16 protein-coding genes and 5 pseudogenes are annotated in these 20,519 nt (G+C 37.9%); 10 read left to right on the forward strand and 11 right to left on the reverse strand.

The genetic code is table 11. The features are described from left to right. Positions 1-165 precede the first annotated feature (165 nt). Entirely contained in the window at positions 166-477 is a 312-nt protein-coding gene (locus tag WKK05_RS11885) for a hypothetical protein (protein ID WP_341529917.1), read from the forward strand. A 140-nt stretch (positions 478-617) separates the two neighbouring features. On the opposite strand, the gene WKK05_RS11890 is transcribed toward WKK05_RS11885, so the two are convergent. Genes WKK05_RS11890 through WKK05_RS11900 form a run of 3 tightly spaced genes read right to left on the reverse strand, consistent with a single transcriptional unit; the run spans position 618 to position 2,748 of the window. Beyond that, positions 618-1,325 carry a manganese efflux pump gene (locus tag WKK05_RS11890; protein ID WP_341529918.1) on the reverse strand — a complete coding sequence of 236 codons (708 nt, stop codon included), beginning with the start codon at positions 1,323-1,325 and terminating at the stop codon, positions 618-620. A 39-nt stretch (positions 1,326-1,364) separates the two neighbouring features. Continuing rightward, positions 1,365-2,024, reverse strand: coding sequence for a DUF1345 domain-containing protein (locus WKK05_RS11895; RefSeq protein ID WP_341529919.1), 660 nt, complete (start codon positions 2,022-2,024; stop codon positions 1,365-1,367). 34 nt (positions 2,025-2,058) lie between these two features. Continuing rightward, the gene (locus tag WKK05_RS11900) at positions 2,059-2,748 is read right to left on the reverse strand and encodes a DUF1345 domain-containing protein (RefSeq protein ID WP_341529920.1); all 690 of its coding nucleotides are present in this window, start codon (positions 2,746-2,748) and stop codon (positions 2,059-2,061) included. Positions 2,749-3,661: 913 nt separating this feature from the next. On the opposite strand from WKK05_RS11900, the gene WKK05_RS11905 reads away from it, so the two are divergent. The 4 genes and pseudogenes from WKK05_RS11905 to WKK05_RS11920 form a co-directional block, all read left to right on the forward strand. Next, on the forward strand, positions 3,662-3,973 hold the full coding sequence (locus tag WKK05_RS11905; RefSeq protein ID WP_341529921.1) for a DUF5132 domain-containing protein: 312 nt from the start codon (positions 3,662-3,664) through the stop codon (positions 3,971-3,973). Between the two features lie 1,062 nt (positions 3,974-5,035). Then, a complete protein-coding gene (locus WKK05_RS11910; protein ID WP_341529922.1) occupies positions 5,036-5,239 on the forward strand; it encodes a hypothetical protein in 204 nt (67 codons plus the stop codon). A gap of 343 nt (positions 5,240-5,582) precedes the next feature. After that, positions 5,583-5,945 carry a hypothetical protein gene (locus WKK05_RS11915; protein WP_341529923.1) on the forward strand — a complete coding sequence of 121 codons (363 nt, stop codon included), beginning with the start codon at positions 5,583-5,585 and terminating at the stop codon, positions 5,943-5,945. Positions 5,946-6,123: 178 nt separating this feature from the next. Then, a pseudogene (locus tag WKK05_RS11920) lies at positions 6,124-6,507 on the forward strand (carbonic anhydrase); the annotation flags it as partial. A 220-nt stretch (positions 6,508-6,727) separates the two neighbouring features. Here WKK05_RS11920 and WKK05_RS11925 read toward each other — a convergent pair. Together WKK05_RS11925 and WKK05_RS11930 are read right to left on the reverse strand one after the other, a co-directional pair. Beyond that, entirely contained in the window at positions 6,728-7,939 is a 1,212-nt protein-coding gene (locus WKK05_RS11925) for an HMA2 domain-containing protein (protein WP_341529924.1), read from the reverse strand. 154 nt (positions 7,940-8,093) lie between these two features. Beyond that, entirely contained in the window at positions 8,094-8,291 is a 198-nt protein-coding gene (locus tag WKK05_RS11930) for a hypothetical protein (RefSeq protein WP_341529925.1), read from the reverse strand. 373 nt (positions 8,292-8,664) lie between these two features. Between WKK05_RS11930 and WKK05_RS11935 the strand changes: the two genes are divergently transcribed. After that, positions 8,665-9,768, forward strand: coding sequence for an ArsA family ATPase (locus WKK05_RS11935; protein ID WP_341529926.1), 1,104 nt, complete (start codon positions 8,665-8,667; stop codon positions 9,766-9,768). A 53-nt stretch (positions 9,769-9,821) separates the two neighbouring features. On the opposite strand, the gene cax is transcribed toward WKK05_RS11935, so the two are convergent. Then, positions 9,822-10,910 (reverse strand): calcium/proton exchanger, encoded by a 1,089-nt coding sequence (cax, locus tag WKK05_RS11940; protein WP_341529927.1) that lies wholly within the window; start codon positions 10,908-10,910, stop codon positions 9,822-9,824. A 566-nt stretch (positions 10,911-11,476) separates the two neighbouring features. On the opposite strand from cax, the gene WKK05_RS11945 reads away from it, so the two are divergent. Continuing rightward, positions 11,477-11,608: a hypothetical protein gene (locus WKK05_RS11945; protein ID WP_341529928.1), complete on the forward strand. Its 132-nt coding sequence runs from the start codon at positions 11,477-11,479 to the stop codon at positions 11,606-11,608. A gap of 47 nt (positions 11,609-11,655) precedes the next feature. Here WKK05_RS11945 and WKK05_RS11950 read toward each other — a convergent pair whose 3' ends face one another. Then, positions 11,656-13,644: an HMA2 domain-containing protein gene (locus WKK05_RS11950; protein WP_341529929.1), complete on the reverse strand. Its 1,989-nt coding sequence runs from the start codon at positions 13,642-13,644 to the stop codon at positions 11,656-11,658. A 317-nt stretch (positions 13,645-13,961) separates the two neighbouring features. Here WKK05_RS11950 and WKK05_RS11955 point away from each other — a divergent pair. Then, positions 13,962-14,099: pseudogene (locus tag WKK05_RS11955) on the forward strand (IS4 family transposase); the annotation flags it as partial. Between the two features lie 263 nt (positions 14,100-14,362). Here WKK05_RS11955 and WKK05_RS11960 read toward each other — a convergent pair. Continuing rightward, positions 14,363-15,096, reverse strand: a pseudogene (locus WKK05_RS11960) (ISAs1 family transposase). Between the two features lie 235 nt (positions 15,097-15,331). Here WKK05_RS11960 and WKK05_RS11965 point away from each other — a divergent pair. Both WKK05_RS11965 and WKK05_RS11970 read left to right on the forward strand, forming a co-directional pair. After that, a pseudogene (locus WKK05_RS11965) lies at positions 15,332-15,756 on the forward strand (transposase); the annotation flags it as partial. A gap of 431 nt (positions 15,757-16,187) precedes the next feature. Continuing rightward, positions 16,188-16,640 (forward strand): pyridoxamine 5'-phosphate oxidase family protein, encoded by a 453-nt coding sequence (locus WKK05_RS11970; protein WP_341529930.1) that lies wholly within the window; start codon positions 16,188-16,190, stop codon positions 16,638-16,640. A gap of 770 nt (positions 16,641-17,410) precedes the next feature. On the opposite strand, the gene WKK05_RS11975 is transcribed toward WKK05_RS11970, so the two are convergent. The 3 genes and pseudogenes from WKK05_RS11975 to WKK05_RS11985 form a co-directional block, all read right to left on the reverse strand. After that, a complete protein-coding gene (locus WKK05_RS11975; RefSeq protein ID WP_341529931.1) occupies positions 17,411-17,569 on the reverse strand; it encodes a hypothetical protein in 159 nt (52 codons plus the stop codon). A 28-nt stretch (positions 17,570-17,597) separates the two neighbouring features. Next, complete coding sequence (locus WKK05_RS11980) at positions 17,598-18,467, reverse strand: ISL3 family transposase (RefSeq protein ID WP_341529932.1); 870 nt, start codon at positions 18,465-18,467, stop codon at positions 17,598-17,600. A 1,607-nt stretch (positions 18,468-20,074) separates the two neighbouring features. Beyond that, positions 20,075-20,455 (reverse strand): annotated as a pseudogene (locus WKK05_RS11985) (transposase); the annotation flags it as partial. Between the last annotated feature and the right edge of the window lie 64 nt (positions 20,456-20,519).

A 20,519-nucleotide genomic window follows, 5' to 3' on the forward strand; every position in this document is an offset into this window, starting at 1 on the left:
TACCAAGACTGCTGTTTTTCTTGTTTTAAAAATCCGTTATAAGACTCAGTAGGTAAAGCAAAGAGGGTAATTATACCTTCAATAATTGCAAGCAGACTAAGGAATTTTTGATTCATAAGTTAGAGAATTATCTATCGTCCACTTTACCCGGAGGCGTGTGGAAATATGGCATTTATTAAAGTTGATAATATGGTCATTAATACCACTTACATTGCTGCTGTCAGGCTAGAAGGTCAAGACACCTTTGGAGAAGAGAAAGTTTCTTTATTAATTGCAATCCCTACTTTTCCTCTGAATCAGCAAGAAAAGACCTCTACCACTTCTACTAATTTTTATCAGTATGAATGGGTCGAATTTCATGGTTTTGCTGCCATTGCTCTGCAAGACTACTTCAGCAGCTTTAACAATGTGATTGATTTAATGCCCCAAAATAACCGGCAAGTGCTATCCAACTCCAAGGAATGTTGGGGAAGTTAAGTTAAACTCAATCTCTAGCAAAACAGGAATATTTACTCATGAAAGATGTGAGGTCTAAGGAATGTGGACTTATCTTATCCACATTCTTTAGTGTCTTTGGCATTATCATCTGTTATTGATATCCAAGAATGATCACAGAGCTAAGGCATAAGGAAATATTCACACACCCCAGTGATGATAACCAGAGCTGCTGAAAGGATACCAGCCCAAAGTCCAGATATCTTAGTCGTAAAGCGATCGCCTAGAAAGTACCCACCTGATATTCCCAACAAGCTGAGGATAAAAACTAAAAAGGTGGTAATAGCCACATTTAAGTTAGAAATTCCACCACCGAATCCTGAACCTAGATTATTGAGAGTCAAGCCAAACGCCAGAGCAATAGATTCTTGTACATCAATATAACCTGAGCGGTCTACATCTGCTTTTTCAGGATGTTCCAAGAATTTTTCGTAAGAAAATTCTTGCAAGAATTCTTGAGAAAATTCTTCTGAAAAATTTTTATGGCAGCTATTAGATATCGCCCGGTTTGAACCTGCTGCAACTAAAAAACTCATTTCTTGACGCATTTTAACTTTTCTACGTTGGCGTTTGAGTGTTTTCCAAATACTCCAAATTCCGACGGCTATCAAGATAAAGCTACCTAATGCATTGGCGACATTTACAGACAAGTAATTCTTAATGTCATTTCCGACAGAAATCGCCAGATATGTGCCGATTGCGGAAATTAAACCAATAAATAGGTTAGTAAGCCAGCCGATTTGGAGTTTTTTAATTCCGTAAGCGATACCAACGGCAAAATTATCGATGTTAACCGCGATCGCAAGTAATAGAGCAGATAGGATATGCATAATAAAGGATGAAGAAGTGAAAATTGTTGAACAGTAGAGTTACATCAGCCCAGAAATAATGCTGATCGCGAGAGTGAGAATGACGCTGTAGAAAAAGAATGACATTACTGTATGTCCTAAAGCTAGTCGTCGCATGGCAGATGAGACAAGTGCTGTGTCCGAAGTTTGGGAGGTCATACCCAGGGTAAATGCGAAATACATAAAGTCCAAATAGTCAGGCGGTTCTCCACTAGAGAAATCTAGCCCTCCTATATATTCTGTCTCTGAAGCAAAGGAAGGCTTACGGTAATAAAATGCGGCATAATGCAGCACAAAAGTAGTGTGCATCAGCAGCCAAGAGCAGATAATTGCCACTATGGACAGCCCAACTTCAGGAGTAAAACTATCTTTATGTTTTGCTAGCACTGCTGCAATAATAAACAAACTAGCAAAAGCTACAAAAACAACCAAAATAAAAATTGCCAGATGGTCAATTTCCTGTCGCTGTGCGCGATTGCGTGTCTGTTCATGATTCGCGCCAATCATCATTAAACCTACTAGTATTAGAAAACATAAAACTCCCGTATCCCAAGCCGCAAGCAGGCGAAATTCCAAGCTTGCAGGCGATATCAACAGAAAAACGACCCCGGACAGTACCAACGATAACAGCAAACGAGGTTTAGAATTTTCAAGCAGACTAAGTAAAATGCTAAATTCCATAACTTTTTCTACCAATCATCATCAATCCACCGCTTTAAATCAGCCCCGATGCCACATTCACGCTCGAAGCTAAAATCACCATGTAAAAGAAAAAAGAAATCATTGCATGTCCTATAGCAAGCCTTCGCATTCCCAAGCCTGGAAGCGAAATATCTGAGGTTTGAGCTGTCATGCCGATAGTGAAAGAAAAATACATAAAGTCCCAATAGTCAGGTAACTCATCGCCTGGAAAACTCAAGCCGCCAACATATCCTATCTCCTCGTTCAAGAAATCTGGATGGTAGTAGCAGGTGGCATAGTGGAGCGCGAATATGGTGTGAGTCAGAAACCAAGAACAGATCACAGCTACTAAAGACAGCGCAATTTGCAGTGCTAAGGTAGATTCAGGAATATTTTTGTTGTCGTTAATTGCTTGCATTAGCCCAATCGCAAAGATACTTGTACAGGCAGTAATGACTACTAAAAGAAAAACAGCTAAATGCTGAGCTTCTTGACGTTGAGCGCGATAACGCGTTTTTTGGGGAGTTGCACTACACATCATCAACACTACTAATGTCAAAAAGCAGAAAACTCCTAAAATCCAAGCTGTAAGAATGCGATTGGCTAAATGTATGGTATTTGGCAGCCGTAAAAAAACTGTCATTGCCAACATAATAGTTAGCCCCAGGCGGGTTTTTGAATCTAAATGCGAGAGCAAACTATGCCCAAATAAAAGACCACTCATCAATACTCTACTCTTCGACCTCAGAGGAAATTTAGTATTTTGATGAGGTTCAGGATCAGATGTCTTGTGTTGTGTAGTTCTCACTGTTTTTACATCTCACTATTTTTCTCAATATGAAGTGCAGTTTTAATAGGTCTTGATTGATATTTGGCTAAGCGATCGCTAACTAACTATCAAAAAAGCTGCATTATTGACATCAGCCATCGAAAAGCCTATTAAATTCAGTAAATTATTGCTTGTCTATTACAATTACGAGAGCTTAATAATACATTAGTGCTGAAACTACTTAATAGCTCTTGGTCTTCACTATGAAACAAGAGTACAAAATCTGGTTACGCTTAAGAGAATTATATGATGTGAGCTTCAAAATAACAAAGATATCTCAATTCATTTTTACTTAGCATTATATTAATAACATCAATCATCAATCATTATTGATGACAGACCAAAAAGCTATTAATTTTAGCTATTTGAGAAGTTATATAACCATTAACATTGTGCCATCAGTGCTGGAGACATAGCACTTTGGGCGATCACCACGGATGATATATACCTAACAGGACTAGTATTATTAAGTAAAATTAAGATTTACTATAATATGTATAGGTATACTGACTAATATTTTTAGACTTAACAATTTTTCATTGATTGAGCATCATAATTACTTGTATCATTGGTGAGTATGGATGTAGAATCAAATTCAAGAAGAGATTCTTACTACCTGCTAATATATTTCGTGTAACTGCCGTCAAGGGTGTGCAGTATTCTGTTTCCATTTTTCTATGCATAGTTAATAAGGTAAAGCCAACTCAGACTTGTTGATGATGTTTGGAAACCAATGCCGTCATCTGTAGTGCACGGTGGCGAATACGAATCATGATTAGCGATATACCTTTTTTGGAGGCTATTTAGAATGTTTGAACTAGAAGCTTTATTGTTAGGACTAGAGCCAATGACTGCTGCGGTAATTGGTGTTGGGGCACTGGCTATTGCACCTATCGTTGGTGCTGTAGATGCTGCAACGGGTCATAATTTATCAGACTCAGCGCGATCTACAGCTAAGACTGGATTAATTTGGGTTTTTGAAGCCTTTGACAAAGTACAAGCTAGTGCTGCTGAAGCTTCTGAATCCTTCCAAGATTTGATAGCAGAAGCTAAATCTGATATCAGGTCTTCCAAGAATGGCAAAAGTGAAGTAGCTCCCCGTGAGGTAACGATTGGATAAGCCCTGAAGAGTAAACAGTTACTTAGTTTGTGAAAAGTTACAAAGCGCGAAGTCAGAGCGGAGATTTCCTCCGTAGACGCTTTGCGGCTTGCCGCAGGCATCTGAACTTTGTAAGAGATGACTTGTTATTAGTTGAAAAATTAGGGGTGTGAGGAAGTAAGAGTGTAAGGCTATAGGGTCACTCTATTAATAACAGGACTTACGCAATGACGAAAATACATTACCTTTGCGTAAGTCTTAAATAAATTGAGGTGGCTCAAACCTTTTGAATGCAAGGGGTTACATAGCCTTTCCCCTAAACCTCATATCTTCATACTCACACCCCTTCTCGATCATTTATCAGTCTTTAAGCTCTTACGCAAATAAAAATTGCACATTCTTTGGTTGAGGGTGTCAAGAGTCGAGCCAGTGCGTTAGTGTTAGCGCCTGCCGCAGGATGCCCGTTCGCGGAGCGTCTCCTTTAGGAGAAGGGCTGTAGGGGGTTTTCTGACTTGTAGCAACTGGCGTTCCAGAGTGCAGACTAAAACTTGACCGGAGGCGGAGCATCTCCGGCTCCGCTTTTGACTCTGAACTATCTTCATAAGTAAATATGCAAAATAAATGTGTTTTAGCTTACTTATCTAAGAGTAAAGATTTTCTGGAATATGGCGCTTATTCTATAGATGCAATGTCTGATATGATAGGCTTTTGACTAATTACCCTACTGTCACACTCTTGTTAGACATTACCAGTAATAAAGTAAGGGTATAGCTTCCTTCTTGTGTTATGCCATTTCCATGTGAAGATGCATAAAAAGAACCCCACCGCCTGCGGCACCTCCCCGTAAACAGGGAGGTTGGGAGGGGTCAAAATAATGTACAGATTCACAAAGAATTGGTATTAGGAGTATGACCGTTCCTCTCTACAAAAGGTTTTAGTGAACGCATAATTAATTTCTGAAGATGTCTATTCTCCTAATTAACCTTCTGTGTGTATCTGGAGCGTGGGCAAACTATACCCTAATCCAGCAATGCCGATAACTACTATTGATGACAACAACTACCTCTTCTCAAAGGAGACATCATGATTGATCATCCAAATTTCTTAAATGTGCGTAAATTAGCATTTGCTCTTGCTTTCGGCCCATTGGGTTTGCTGCTGCTATTCTTTATTCTTGACGTTACACTGCCTCACGGTAAATTATTGCAAGTTTCAGAGCGATCGTGCTTGACAAGTGCGATGACAGTAAGTGTCGCAACGCTGAACCCAAATAAGTGTGAGAATTGACATACTCTCATCACTAACTAATGGTGTAGTTTTTAGTTTAGGTTGAACTCAGTTCAACCTAACAAATCAAAAAAATTGTGTTATGCAAAGCAACACACTCGCTCAATCTATAAATTTTTAACAGTTATCAGTGTCTCCATTTGAGTTGCTCGTTTCACAGCATACGCAGTTTGCCGCTGATAACTGTTCACTGAATTGATAGTCAAATCTTCAGTACTTGATGCACAGGCAGATTATCCATCACTTCGGCTGCTCTACAACCGGGGTGAAAAAACTTCTTGTACATAGGACACAAAGAGAATTCTTAATTTTCTTTTGCCTATATAGTGATGGAACACTAATCATGGTAAACATATTTCCACGAATTCCATTCTCAAAATTTAAGATTGGTAAATGGGGTTCTAAAGTAGAAGACCAGAAGTGGATATCTTCACAACCGATCGCCACAACAACAGCAGCAGTTATGCAGATTTTAGCAACTGTACCTAGAATTGCATATTGCCGCCCAAACTTGATTAAACATTCTCAGTCTAAGTTTATCCTCAGAGATGGCACTCTAGTTAAAACTTGGACAAGCCCATTTTTTAGAGACGATTATATATTTTTAGCTGATCCTGATGGAAAAATGATCTATGGCGGCTGTGTTTGGAAACACAAAGAACAACTCAAAGATGCCATAGAACTAATTAGCAGAAGGTTTACTTAGTAATACCGTTTCTCTATGAAGTTGTACTATATCTAACTCCCGCCTTCGGCGTCCTCCTCTGACCCGGACTATAGGGAGGTGGGATTAAGCGCATCTTTACATAGAATTGGTAGAAGATTTTTCATCATAAATCTGCAAAATTTATTTTTTGGATCAATTATTGGAGTTTTTCGAATAAATGAAAAAGTTGTTTGCTGGTTTACATAAATTTCAAACCAGTTATTTCCAAGAACACCGAGACTTGTTTGAGCATCTTGGGAATGAACAGCACCCCAGAGCGTTATTCATTACCTGCTCTGACTCGCGGATTGATCCAAATTTGCTAACTCAAACTGAACCTGGAGAACTTTTTATTATTCGTAATGCGGGTAATATTATTCCGCCTTATGGTGCGACTAATGGTGGTGAAGGAGCAGCAGTTGAATATGCAGTTCAGGCTTTAGAGATTAAGCAGATTATTGTCTGTGGTCATTCTAACTGTGGAGCAATGAAGGGATTATTGCAATTGGGGAAATTAGCTGATGAGATGCCATTAGTTTATGACTGGTTAAAATATGCAGATCTTAATTAGACCTATCTTAAAAATGGGTGTAGGGGCTTAGGGGAACAAATTTTCATACCCTCGTTGTGGATTCTATTTAGAATGTCTCTTGCAAAAGGTACTTTTGCAAGAGGTGGGAAAAGGAAATTCAATCCCTTTTCCCCTTCTCCCTTTTCCGATTTCTTGTAGAAGTCATGATTTCTTCATTGGTTGTCAACACTTGCAAGCACTCCCACAGTAACTAATTTTGATCAGATTCTTGTTCACCAGACTCGCTGTTCACTATTACTTCTTTCTCAAGTATTTCTGTAACAGCCGAGCCAATTTTTTCGCCCATATTTTTACCAATTACTCCACCCTCTTGTCCTAACAAAACCTCACCGACTATTTCTCCCACAGTCTCACCAATTTTTCCTCCTATTGTTTCACTCGCCGAAACTTCTATTTGTTCTTGCGTTTCTAGCTCAGGGTGCTTTTGTGCTTCTGGGTGATTGACGTGTTCGGCTTGTTTACCTAAATCCTCTCCCAAGATTGGGCCAATGACGGTGCCAACTTGTTCACCAACAACCATTCCTATCGGCCCTGCAATTACACCGCCTACAGTTTCGCCGACAATTCCTCCCACTATTCCACCTAGCACTTCACTTCCAACTTTTTCTACTTCCGTCTGCATCCTCTGTTCCTGAAGATTAGACTGCTCTGTACTTACAGTTAGCTCCGTTGGGCAAAAGATTTTTGAGACACTATCATAAGTCCAAGCAATGCTGTTTGGGTCTTTTTTCTGGCTCCACTGGCTAAAGTCAGGTTTTGACTTATATCGGCTTAAAGCTTTAGGATGTACCTCTAAACGCTTTGCTAAAGCTGATGTTTGCAACGGTATTACATCAGAATTTACCTGCTGTGTAACAGTGTCTACTAACTTATCCTTGGCTTGGTCGTCTTCAATCGCCGATACCTCCGGCGTAGATAAATCTGCTTGGAATTGATCGCTCGGTGCCTCAATTGCTGGAGTTGCCTCCTCTTCCCAAGGGTCTTTATCTGGGTTAACCTGTTCTACGCTATAAGCAAACAACTCTTGTGCAACTCCTGTTGAAACACTAGGAGATTTCTTTTCTATTACTACTGGTTCTGATGCAGGAGGTGTAGACGGTGACTGTGGAGAAGCCACTTGTGCAATTTTTGGTTCTGATACATCAGATGCAGACGGTGACTTTGGAGAAGCCACCTGTGCGATCGCTTCTTGAAGATGAGTCTGCATCACAGTACATGAAACAAACTTATATTTATAAGTGACAATCATTGACTCAGCTAGAGGGTTAATCCGAACATTGGTAACATAGTTCAAGGACTCAACCCGCTTTTGCAATTTACTAGCATACTCTGCTTCCTCAGCTAATAAGGGAATCCGGATGCGAATCCGTCCTTCAACAGCATGAACAATTTGATAATCCATAGCGGATTTGTCTAATATCAACAATTTTAAGCTGCGGTGAAAAGTTGTGTTCCAAGAATGGAACGCAGGCCGTACATATCCTTTCTGAGGACTTATTTAAAGTAGGGATGCAAGACTTTACGCCCCTACTTATCTCTAATCCGTTAAACTTACTCTAAATCATAATAAACAAAAATGGAATTACTGGAATACCGATGGCAGCATTGAGCCAATATGTTAATCCAGTCAGTACAATCGAACCAATAATAGAGATACCCAAAGATAAAACTAAATTGGGTAATAAAATCCTCAGGTTATCCAATGCCCCAGACACAAAGGAAGACTGCGGGGCATAGCTTGTAGAATAAGACATAAGCACCTCAAATGTGATAGTAAATGAAAATTCATGCAGCTTGTTTTATATACTGCTCATAATTGCATGATTACCTGATACGCTAAATTAAACAAGCAATTTTAACAACTTGTAGGATAACTCCTATGCTCAAGCAAATCAGAAACGCCGGGAGAATTGTTATCGGTTCCATTTGCATTGTTTTGGGTATAATTGGGATACTTCTCCCCTTGGTACCTGGCACTCCTTTTCTTCTTGTTGCTGCTTTCTGTTTCAGTACTTTGGAATCATAAAAATCAGTTAACTATTAGTTAACTATTACTGATAAATACCCCACTCTTCTCGCTAAAGAGTAAACTTCAGTCCTTGAAAAAGACATAAGGGCTATGCCTTGATGAGCAGAATTATTACATTTTTAGGCAAGGCGGATACGAGACACACCACACTGGCGATCGCCACTGCTAAATGGTTTGCTCAGTATTCTCAACGGGTGCTACTAGTAACCCACAATCCCAATCCCAGCGCAGAACTGCTGTTAGAAACTTCCCTCCCAGCAACTCCCCAAGAGATTGCGCCTAATCTAAGTGTGGTACAGTTGCAAGCAACAGTACTATTAGAACAAGTTTGGGAAGAAGTCAAAAAGTGGTTGGCTCTCTACCTCCCGTCCTCTGTAAAAATGGAGATATATTCGGGAGAGGTGATGATCCTACCGGGTTTTGATAGCCTTCTATCCTTCAACGCTCTGCGAAAGTACTATCAAAGTGAAGACTATGATGTCATCATTTATGATGGGCGGGGAGATTTAGAATCATTGAGAATGCTGGGAATCCCCAACATTGCAGATTGGTATTATCGCCGCTTTCGTGAAGCGTTAGAATCTCTAGATTTGAGTAAAATCGCCGACTCGATTGGGGGTCCTCTCGCCAGTGCTTTGTTGAATGCAAATATGGACACTCGAAAAGTGCAAGATGCTATTGTGCAAATTCAAGATTGGATTGCTAAAAGCGTTGCAGTTGTCGGAGATGCCAAAAGGTTAAGCGCTTATTTAGTAACTACAGATGAACCAGCAGCCATCGCTGAGGCTCGTTGGCTTTGGGGTAGCGCACAGCAGGTTGATTTGCGAGTAAGTGGGGTTCTAGCTTATCAAAGTTATGAAGCAGCTAACAAAACTGAACTAGAGCAAGCTTTTGCTCCATTGGAAGTAAACCTAATTCCAGCGTTGCAAAAACACAATTGGCAACCCCTACTAGATGCACTACCAGATTTTAAAACTATTCCTCATGTTCCCCAACCTTTAACAGTTGATTTGGCGCAACGTCGGGTACGATTATTCTTGCCAGGATTCAGCAAATCGCAAGTCAAGCTTACCCAGTTGGGTACAGAACTCACGGTTGAAGCAGGTGATCAACGGCGAAATATTGTTTTACCAGATGAACTACGAAATCAGCCAGTTACCGGAGGCAAATTTGAAGAACCTTATTTGGTGATTTCATTTTAGGTTGTGACCCGGTATTTGTAGTAGAGATGTTGCGTTGCAACATCTCTACAGGTTTATGGATGAAAATAGAATGCTGCTCCTAAAACTGCGTAGGTAATCAGCAGTAACGCTCCTTCTAGCCAGTTAGAGTTTCCATCTGTGCTGATGGAGTTGGTAATTAAAACAGCGATCGCCACTGCCAATACTTCAAACGGGTTAAAATCTAGATTCATCGGTTGTCCCATCAACTGGCCCACTAACACCAAAATTGGAGCAACAAACATAGCAATTTGCAGGCTGGAACCCATCGCCACTGCTACTGCTAAATCCATTTTATTTTTCATAGCAAAGGTAGCAGCAGTAATATACTCTACAGCACCTCCAAAAAGTGGAATCAGAATTACCCCTGTAAATAAACTAGTAAAGCCTAAAGTCGTAATTGCTTTTTGTAGACTAGCAACTAAGACATCAGAAACAAATACCAACGCAATGGTACAAATTAGCAAGATAGCAACATTCTTCCACAAAGATGTTTCATGTTGATGAGACTTAATTTCTGCCTGTTCTGATTCATCAAGCTCAGTAGCTCTGAGTTCATACATATCCTTGTGGGTTTTCATAGAAAACAGCAGCATCAACAGGTAGAACACTAACAACAAAATCGCAGCAACCGCAGAAAAATTATTGATAGTTGTAGGCTTTAATCCTTTAGATGTGAAGTCGATAGCAGTAGGCGTAAGTAGCACTACCAAAGCTAGATTTAGTGAAGAAGCATTAATTCGGGCCACCTTAGGCTGAAAACTTTGCTCTTTAAAACGTAACCCTCCCAAAAAAATTGCTGCTCCTAAAGCCAGAAGTAGGTTAGCAACGATAGTACCTGTAATGCTGGCTTTGACTACCTCCACCAAACCAGCACGAAGAGCAACAATAGAGATAATCATCTCAGTTGCGTTGCCAAAAGTAGCATTGAGCAACCCACCGAGAGATGGCCCCACAACAGTAGCAATTTCTTCCGTAGAATTGGCAATCCACGCTGCTAAGGGGATAATTGCTAAACCAGAAATAACGAAAACAATAACAGGATGTAAATGTAGCCATTCCGCTATAAAGGAAATAGGCACAAACACTAACATATAAAACAGAATTTTATCTTTTGTTGTCATTTGGCTTATTCCTTTAGAAAAGCTGTAAATAATTTTGATCAAATCAAGTTATATGAAGAAATCAAGAAGCAGAAGGAAAAACCCTTAACAGGAGTGGGTTGCTCTGGTTTTCATTTTATATTTCATGATATCTAACTGCTTAGATTAAGAAGTATTTGTATGCTTGCTTATTCTCTCACTTTGGGCGGAGAGTATTTACATATTTTAGTAGAAGGCAATCAAGATTTAATTTTTTAATATTTAGAAGTAATAACTAAGCAATTTTTGATAAAAGAAAATGAATTACATTGTTATAGTTTCTGTTGCTGCTTATCTAGTTATGTCGTTTATGGCTTTTCAGCTAATTGAAACCTGTAAGCATGAGACACAAGAGATTTCCAGACGATATAGATTTAGTGAGAAATACTCTGTTCTTTAGTAATATCTCATAAACTATTTCTGACAATCAAAAACAATAGAGATTTACATTACATTGTGTTACAGCAGACCTGATTAATCTTAAAATGGTCTGTAGATAAAGAAAAGAAACAATTTATTCAAAGAGAGCCAAGCTAGGGAGAATAAAAATGGATAGCATAGTTGTAGTTGCTTTAGTTGCTTACGTTGTTTTATTTTGTATGGCCCTTTATGTAGTTCAAGCCTACTTGGAGGAAAGTAGACAAATTGCTAGAAAATATAGAAAAGCCCGTCAGCATTAATCTGCTTTTGTTATGAATTTTTGATAGGTCAATCTACCTTGATTCTATCATTGAGTCAAAGGTTGTTGATTCAATTTTTTACCGTTCAAAATAGGTAAAGGTAACTCGGTAGAAGTTGCAGGAATTGTCATAATATTTGTTTTGTGATGATTTTTCTGTTGTGATGGCCCAATCGAATCAAAAATGGGGCGCGAACCATTTAAGAACTCAGCAATAAATGCCGAGCCATTATTCACAATGACATTCCAAACTGGATTGACACCCAAGACCATACCGCCACCAATTTGCATCATCAGGTTAGGCACAACAATAGTTGCTGTATTTTGGTAAACTACCTCCATTGCTCGTTTAGCGATCGCAATAGCATAAATCAATCCTTGCAATTGCTGATCAAGCAGCACCACATCTGCTTCTGTACAAACATTCCCCCCAAAGCCAAGTGAGACAGAAATGTCTGCATGACAATCACCATTTATTCCCAGCACTGCTACGCACTCCCCTTGGTTGCGGAGTCCATCAACTAAGTTTGCTTGTTGTTGGGGGTAAGATTCTGCAAGAATATGGTGAGGATGAATACCAAATTTTTTTGCAAGAATGGTAGTCTTTGCCAAACTATCGTCACTGATGAGGTAGATAGTAATACCCTGTTCTTGTAGGGTAGCGATCGCCTTAATACATTCTGATGCAGTTGTATTTAGATACAATAGTGCAGAGTCATGAATGACAAGAGTATTTAACTGACTCAACAATTCCACAACACGACCACTACGGATATAAATGCCATTTTGGACAGCGTGAGTCAAGGCAGAGAGGATGGTTGATGAGATAGAAATAGGAATACCACTACCAAAGTCAAACTGAAAAGGAGAAATAGCAGCTCCTAAATTACCTGTTGCAGCAAAAATAGTGCCGCCTAAAACTAAGGTTGGTACGATGGCATTTTTCACAAATTCTGCTTGTTGTGCGCCAATATGCGTATCATGCACTGGAGTAGTTTGCATCAGATGAGCAATCAATCCCAAGCGAGTATTTTCACCCGTCCGTTCCACTAAGATAGACAACTCTCCTTCCAATAACCGAGAAGAGGCGTATATCTCTTGCCCTAGAGAATAATGGATAGGTGTAGATATACTTGTGAGGTAGGAGCAATCCACCAAACCACTACCAGATAGAATCCTACCATCTACAGGAATTATTTCACCAGCATAAATCGTGATGCGATCGCCCGCTTGCAAGTCTATTGCTCTCACTGCTGGCTGTAATTGATCACGCTGTATCCAAATATCTTGATGCAAATAATTTAAATAGTCTAGAGCTTTTTGTTCTCTGGCTTCCTCAACTGTACCGCGCAAGCTTCTGCGGATTTCTACTAAACTAGTTTTCAAGGACGGGGCAATATATTGACCTTGGACGACTTGTAGAGTCATCCACGTCGAGTCTAAAAGATCAATATTAGGATGACCTTGATTAACAATGCTGTCAGCCGCTCGATTGAACCAAGGCATTGCAGCACCCGCGATCGCCATTATAATCAACAGAGGTGGTAACTCCAACGGAGCTGCAAATATTGCCAAACTCAGACTGAGGAGGGGTAGACCTAAATCTCTCCATTGGTTAACTTCTGGAATCAAGTCAGATTCTTCTATAGTTTCTTCATTAGAAGTTTCAATCAAATTCGCTTGTTGAATACAACTTGCCTTTTCAATACAGTTTGACAGATATTTTTGGGCATCTTCAAGATTAACTGCACTGACTTTGTAGTTAACAATCAACGAACTAGCTGCGGGATTGATGCGAACCTCAGTGACAAACTGCAATGACTCAACCAAGCGATTGAGGTTTTCAGCAAACTCTAAGTCATCTGCCAGTCTGGGCACACGAATACGGCAGCGCCCCAGGGTGCTATGAACGACTTGATAAAACATATTTCTCGATTGCTGTTGGGAAGATATTAAACTTCCATTCTCATCAATATAATAAGCCACAATCAGGAAAATATAAACTGAATCTTTGATATGTTGGATAACTCTTAACATAACGCAACAACTTCTCTAGCTGTGATGTCTTGCTCTGGGAAAGAAGAGCGAAAAATTTCGGGGGAGATGGGCAACAATGGGAGCAACGCGATTTTCTGAAGTCAGGCAAAAAACGAGCGAACGCTAAAATATACACTCTAATAAGTAGCTTAAATATATACATTTAATCTAGAGTTAATACTTAAGATAAGCTCCAGTAGTCTATTTTGAGAGATATTGAATTTTCTGATGATGACAAAAAAGTGTAGGATGCCCTTTGAGCAAAAACCTAATGTGTTAATGGTTTAATGCGAACACCCGTTGCTTTCTATTCGCCCATGCCGGATATTTTATCACTGTTACAATGCCTGCTACCGCAGATTAACGCTACGACGATGCGCCGAATGAACCAGATAATTCTGGCTATGTTAGCAATGAGCGGACGAGTCACCATGTTAGGAATATCTCGTTGGACAGGCACTAGTGTAGGGAAAACGCACCTTATTTCTTAACAAAAACTAATAAGCCTCTCAAAATTATCTAGATAATTACAATACCTGATGATTTGATAAATAAAATAAATCAACTTTGAGCAAAATTATAAATTAGCTTATTTCCAACCAAATAACTCTTTATTAGTACTAAAAAACTTCCTGATTAGGCACAAAAAAAGAATTACTCCTTGAAAGTAAGTAAATTTTTTCACTGGAATATTAAACTGAATCGTTTATAATTCAGTTTATGCTAAGGCTAAAACCCTTTCTAAATAATTGTTATCCAACCCAGCGAGAAACTGTTTATTTTTTATTCCACGTTTTACACGCTTCTCTTGAGTTAGGAGATTGACCGAAATTTGCCGTAATATTGTGAAATTCTGGGGGGCATTATCTTTCCTAATCCGACAATCATCTTTTCTTAAAGCCACATCCAATACCCAATGCAATGAATTTTCAATTTCCCAATGACTGCGAATAGAATTACCAAACTGTTTAGCATTTGACTCAAGGCTACTGATAAAATAACGAGTTTCAACCGTCGTTTCACCATCTAATGAACGGATAGATTCTACCATTCCAACACTATTAAAGCTTGACCAAACTAAATCTGGATTAAGCCGAGATTCAATTTGAGATAACATCAAGTGCAACCACTTCACCATTAGTGATTTTTTGTATGGATTTCATCCAATTAAGGAAACATGACTGAAACTCTTGAGGATAAATTTTAAGCAAAGACTCGTGCAAATGTATCGTGGGACAGAATACCATTTGGTAGTTCTAAAAATGTTTTTAACCATTCATACTTACCACAACCATAAGTCTCTATACCTACCCAACCATCTGCACCACAAATCACTGCACATACCGCAATGGTCATGATATCAATTAAGTTATGCCGCTTCGTGCGATCTATCCGTGGGTCTTCTATTCCCAAAAAATAGTCAGCAATTGTGATTTTTGGTTTGAGCTTTATGGAGAGGAAATAGGAAAACGTAATCTTATTTGGAGCTTTTATGAGAATATCACGTTCTTCAATGACAACCCTTGGTTGCTTCTACCCCACTTTATAATGATTATCATTATTTCAAAAAAAAGGTTTAATCTACTGAAAGTCATACGGGACTTAGACTCTGATGCATTCTACTTTTAGTTAGACTCGTCAATATTTAGATGCGTTTGCCCTAGGCACTGGTGGTAGTTATCGGACGATGGTGAGATTGTTTCATACAGTAATTCCTTGGTCGACGTTGTTTTGGCTATTTTTTCGCAAGCATTTATTCCATGCAAATGAGGTGTATTTGTTTGCAGGAGATGAAGTTGTAATAAGTAAGTCAGGGAAAAATACTTATGGTTTAGATAGGTTTTTTCCAGCCTAGTAAGTAAACCAATATTAGGGCTATCCTTCTTTACGTTATCATTAGTAAGTGTTGAGCAAAGGCACTCATTTCCGATTCAAATAGAACAGGTAATAAAGATTTATGTAGAAAAAAATAGCTCAACACCAGTCCCAGAAATAAAGCTTAAAGAAAAACGTAAGCATGGACGACCAAAAGGAAGTAAAAACAAGAATAAAACAGACGTAATTTTAACAACTGAATTACTACGAATTCAAAAAATGATTAATTCACTGTTTAACTGGTATAATTTACATCACAGATGGCAACTTCTATTTTAACTATCCTGGCTCACGCTTAGTAGATTCACTGGAAAATTTGGCATAAATATTACATCCAGATATTTTTAGCTATGGTTACAGAGGCACGGCTTGGCAACTTCTTGGATTAGGATAAATGCGATCACAGAGAATTACAATCCAGTGTAGAGGTAATTATATTGTTTGGGATGTACTTAATATTACATTGGGTTTAACTTCCAGACATAGATATTAATATCTGACTAGTAAAAGTAGATAAATATTACTAAAACATCAGCACCAGCATCATCCAGATTTGTTACTTTCATTTCGGTTGGTGTATTTCTTCTGGAGGATTAAGATTTTATCCTAATTGATTTATATAGAAGCAGAGTCCGTCAAAGTATTTTAGTTGCAAAAGAAAAAAAACGGTGTTAGATATTGATGAAATGGGAGCAAAGGAAATACATGACCTTTTACAGAGGATAGAGTATGGACATTTAGGCTGTACATCAGAAGGACATCCCTATGTAGTGCCGATGCACTATTATTTCGAGAATCCCAATCTGTATATTTTTACAACCGAAGGAATGAAGACGGAGTACATTGATGCGAATCCGGAGGTATGTCTACAGGTCGAAGAAATTCACAATTTATCCCATTGGCAAAGTGTAATTGTCATGGGTCGAGCTTATCGCATTACTGAGCAGCAAGAGTTTGCTCATGCGATGCAGTTGATTCAAGCAAAGAATCCAAAGCTTTCACCTGCAATTAATCGAACTTGGATAGATGTTTGGGGACGGGCAAATGTTATTGTCATCTACCGCATTCATCCCAGTGAGATGACTGGACGAACAACTGAAGGTCTCAGCAGTCAGATGTAATTGAGTTGAAAAAATAAATGAATTTCATCTAGCAATACCTTCACCAAAAAAGAGTATAAAGAAGTAAATCTATCGTACTAGAGTTATCGTCTCTCACAACGACAACTCAAAAACTACGTTCATTACCATTCGCGCACAGATTAAGGTAGTATTGGGTCACTGCTTGCCAAATTAATTGTTTTGCGATATCTATTTGGTTCAGGAAAATATCAGTTTAGAAAGAAAGATTGGCTTATGTGTAGCTTAGACAATTGGCAGTCTCCGTAAAATCATCCCGCAAATATGCAACGCCCCGCTTACCACTACGACTAGCAGCCTATCTCTCACACCACTTGCTTTCAGCTATATGGGGGAGTCTCGCATCGGTAGTAGACTTGTCCGAAAACTCCAAAAGCAAAGTGTTCAAAGCTTTGAGGTTAAACTTTGATATTTTTGCAAAAACGCAGTTATGAGGGTTTGAGATAGTTAGTGATAGTTTCAATACCTTTGCCAATTTACGAGGGTGAGATGATAATACTTTAAGCATTAACTCCCATTTCTTCGAGGGTTGACAAAAACAATCAGTCCTAAAAATTCCGGCTCTCCCAGATTAGATATGATAAATTAGTAGCAGAAATACCAATTGAGTAAAATTCTTCTTCTAAAATTATCAAAGTTAGTTAAACCATAAGCTCTTCTTTTAATCAGCTTAATCTTTTGATTAATTCCTTCAACAACTCCTTGAGTAGTTCGGCTATCAAAATAAGCGAGAATCTCATCTATCCATCTACTTATTGTTTGACAACTTTTCGGGAAGTATTTATAAGCTGTTTCTGTCCATTCTCGGAATTTATATAAGGCTTCATCACTGTTATTTGACTGTCAAATATATCTCTAAGTCCTTCTTTCATTCGATACATTTTTCCTAGCTCAGGGGCAACTTTCTCCACTGATTCTATCTTCGCCTTTTCCTCGGAGTTAAGGTTTTTTTTTCTTTAATAAAGGGTATTTACTATGAGTCAACCCCGCTAATGTACTTTCTCTCTCTTTCTTATTTTTAATTTTTTCTGCTGCTCTTTTTGCTTTCTTTCTCTTTTGATCTAACTCCTCGTTTATTTGTTTCATGACATGGAATCTATCGGCTACTATTTGAGCATTTGGCATCATTTCTTGGATTAAACTTTTATATGGTATCCATAAATCTATGCTAACTTCTTCTATTTGGGTTAAAATCTCTAAACCTAGACTAGATAAGTATTCTGCTATTACTGCTTTATTTCTTTTCTCCAATAATGCTATTGGTTTTTTTGTTTCTAAGTCCACCAGAACTGCCGCATAATTTTTTCCTCCTTTTAACTGGGTGATTTCATCTATCCCCAACTTTTTTAACTTATTAGGTTTTTCTGTGAGTAAATCAACTTCCAGTTCTTTTAATACTGTTTCCACCTCAGAGGTTGTCATTCTATTTCTGATGGCTGCACTCTTTACATTAGTTTCTAATACTTCCTTAATTACTTTCATCGCCAGTCTTTTTGTATAAGTTCTTCTGGCTTTGATAAAATCTAACTCTTCACTGAATACTTTCTGACATTTTTGACATTTCAACTGACGACGATTTACTTTTAACAATACTTGATAATCGCTTAGGGGTATATCTCTGACTCTATACCAATGATTTTGATGGATTTTATCGGAGGTATTTCCACAGTGAGGGCATTTAGCAACTTTCAGCTTATTTTCAATTTCTATTACTATTTCATCATCTGTAAGAAAATGGTAATTAATAATCTTGACATCTTCAAGATTAATAACTTTAGTAATGAAATGAAGTAAGGGATTAGATGGCATATTTATTAAAACAAAGGTTTTAATATCAATATTTTTGAATTTTTATATTATTTAATTAGTCTAGAATTCTATTTATAGCTTGGGTTTGCTCTATTAAAAAATCTAAATTATCTAAGATTTATTTAATTATTTATATTATTTTACCATAGTTACTCTGGGAGAGCCTTAAAAACTAAATCCTGAATATTAGCCATTTAAGTATCTCCAACATTTAAAAAGTTTTTTTTTGAAAAAGCTTTCCTTCAAGATATCTCTAGACAAATTATGAAGAAAAAAGTTGCATTTACTCGCAGATTTAATACACTAATTTCAATGTTTTCAGCTTCTTATTAGCTTACTAACTATATTTTCGCAAAACTTATAATTTGAAATTAGCTGCATACTAAAAAATACTGAAACCAAAAATTTTTGATGACGTAACTAAATCAAGAATGCTTCTCATGATATCAGCGTCTTAGTCACTTTCTATATGAAATTACATATAGAATAAGTTTATGATATCAATATAAAGAAGATTAGAAGACCCGCACCTAAGAAACTAACTTAAGATGATTATTGATAACTAAATCAGGTGGAACTTTGTTGATGCTGTGCTTAATCTACAACAGTCAAAAAATTATTAAATAGGACTACTTTGATCACTAGATTATCGCAGAGCGTAAAAATACTTAATTGGTGCTAGGAACAGCATATTTGCTTTTCCTAATTTATTAAAACTATCTAAAAGTAGATTGTAAATTCATCCATCAGGAAGAGATCGAGACCTGAAAACCTTATAAATGAAGCTAAAATGAAGTCGTAAATTGATAAACTCATATCTTGTACATCTACGTATAAACCCATGCAAAGTAAAAAGCTGCTCAAAATTGCTACCTAATTTTTATCGGTTTTTATCGCAAAAGAAAGGGTTTTGCTTTTTTGCTGAGTAATAAAATTACATCATTTTTTCTTGATATAATATGTAAGTAAAATCACATAAGTATCTAATAACGGTACACCCACAGAAAGAGAGAAAAAACTGCCTTTTCTTAAGAGTTCGACGTAACTAAAAAATAATAGTAGGTAGTGATAGTAAATTTCTGGGATAAATATCGGTTGAGCTAGCCGAATATGCGTTGTACAATCCATCGTTTCGGAAATTGCTCAAATGTTTTCGAGTTCTTTTAAATCACTTAAACACGAACCTGATTTTTCATAGGATGTGGAGAAGAAAATGCGGTTCGCGATGGATTGTTGCGAAGTAATTGCTACTCTTTATTATATTTGGAAGTTTCTTCGACTAAATCTTTTAAAGATTTATCGCCTTTTCCTACACTCTCTTGACAAATGTGCAATTACCTTAACTTTTCACCAATGAGATAGAAGCAGCTTGAGAATTAAGCATTCGGCATCATTTAAATTACTTGAGTATGGTTTGCTATACGGATTTTCGTTTATACGTGGACGACGCATCGACAACAACATTAAGCTAATCGTCATTCATTTTTCTAGACTGATTCCCTTGCAGTAAGGGCTTTAGCCCTGATTTTATGCAACTTCAATGCACTCATTAGCTTAATATTATTGATTTAACCTAGAGTCTAAGAGACCATTTATAAAGTAAATCTTTAGACAACAAGACGACGTAACATAATACGAGTCATGACAGCATATATAGCTACTTCACTCATTTCTGGGAGATGCTCATAATCCTTACTAAGACGGCGGTACTGGTTAAACCACCCAAATGTTCTTTCTACTACCCAACGTTTGGGCAAAATCTGAAATTCTTGCTCAGTACGCCGCATTACCTCAACATGAGCTTGAATCATTAACCAAACACAAAGCGCAAATTTATCCCCGTCATAACCGGAATCAACCCACATGACTTCAACTTTTTCCAACAATTCTGGACGTTCCTCTAGCAGTTCCATCAAAGCGTAGGCAGCAAGTAATCTTTCTGGGGCATTTGCTTCACTAACCACCACTTTCAACAAGAGTCCTAGATTGGCTCTCCCAGAGTAACTATGGTAAAATAATATAAATAATTAAATAAATCTTAGATAATTTAGA

The organism is Nostoc sp. UHCC 0302, assembly GCF_038096175.1.
Classification (GTDB): domain Bacteria; phylum Cyanobacteriota; class Cyanobacteriia; order Cyanobacteriales; family Nostocaceae; genus UHCC-0302.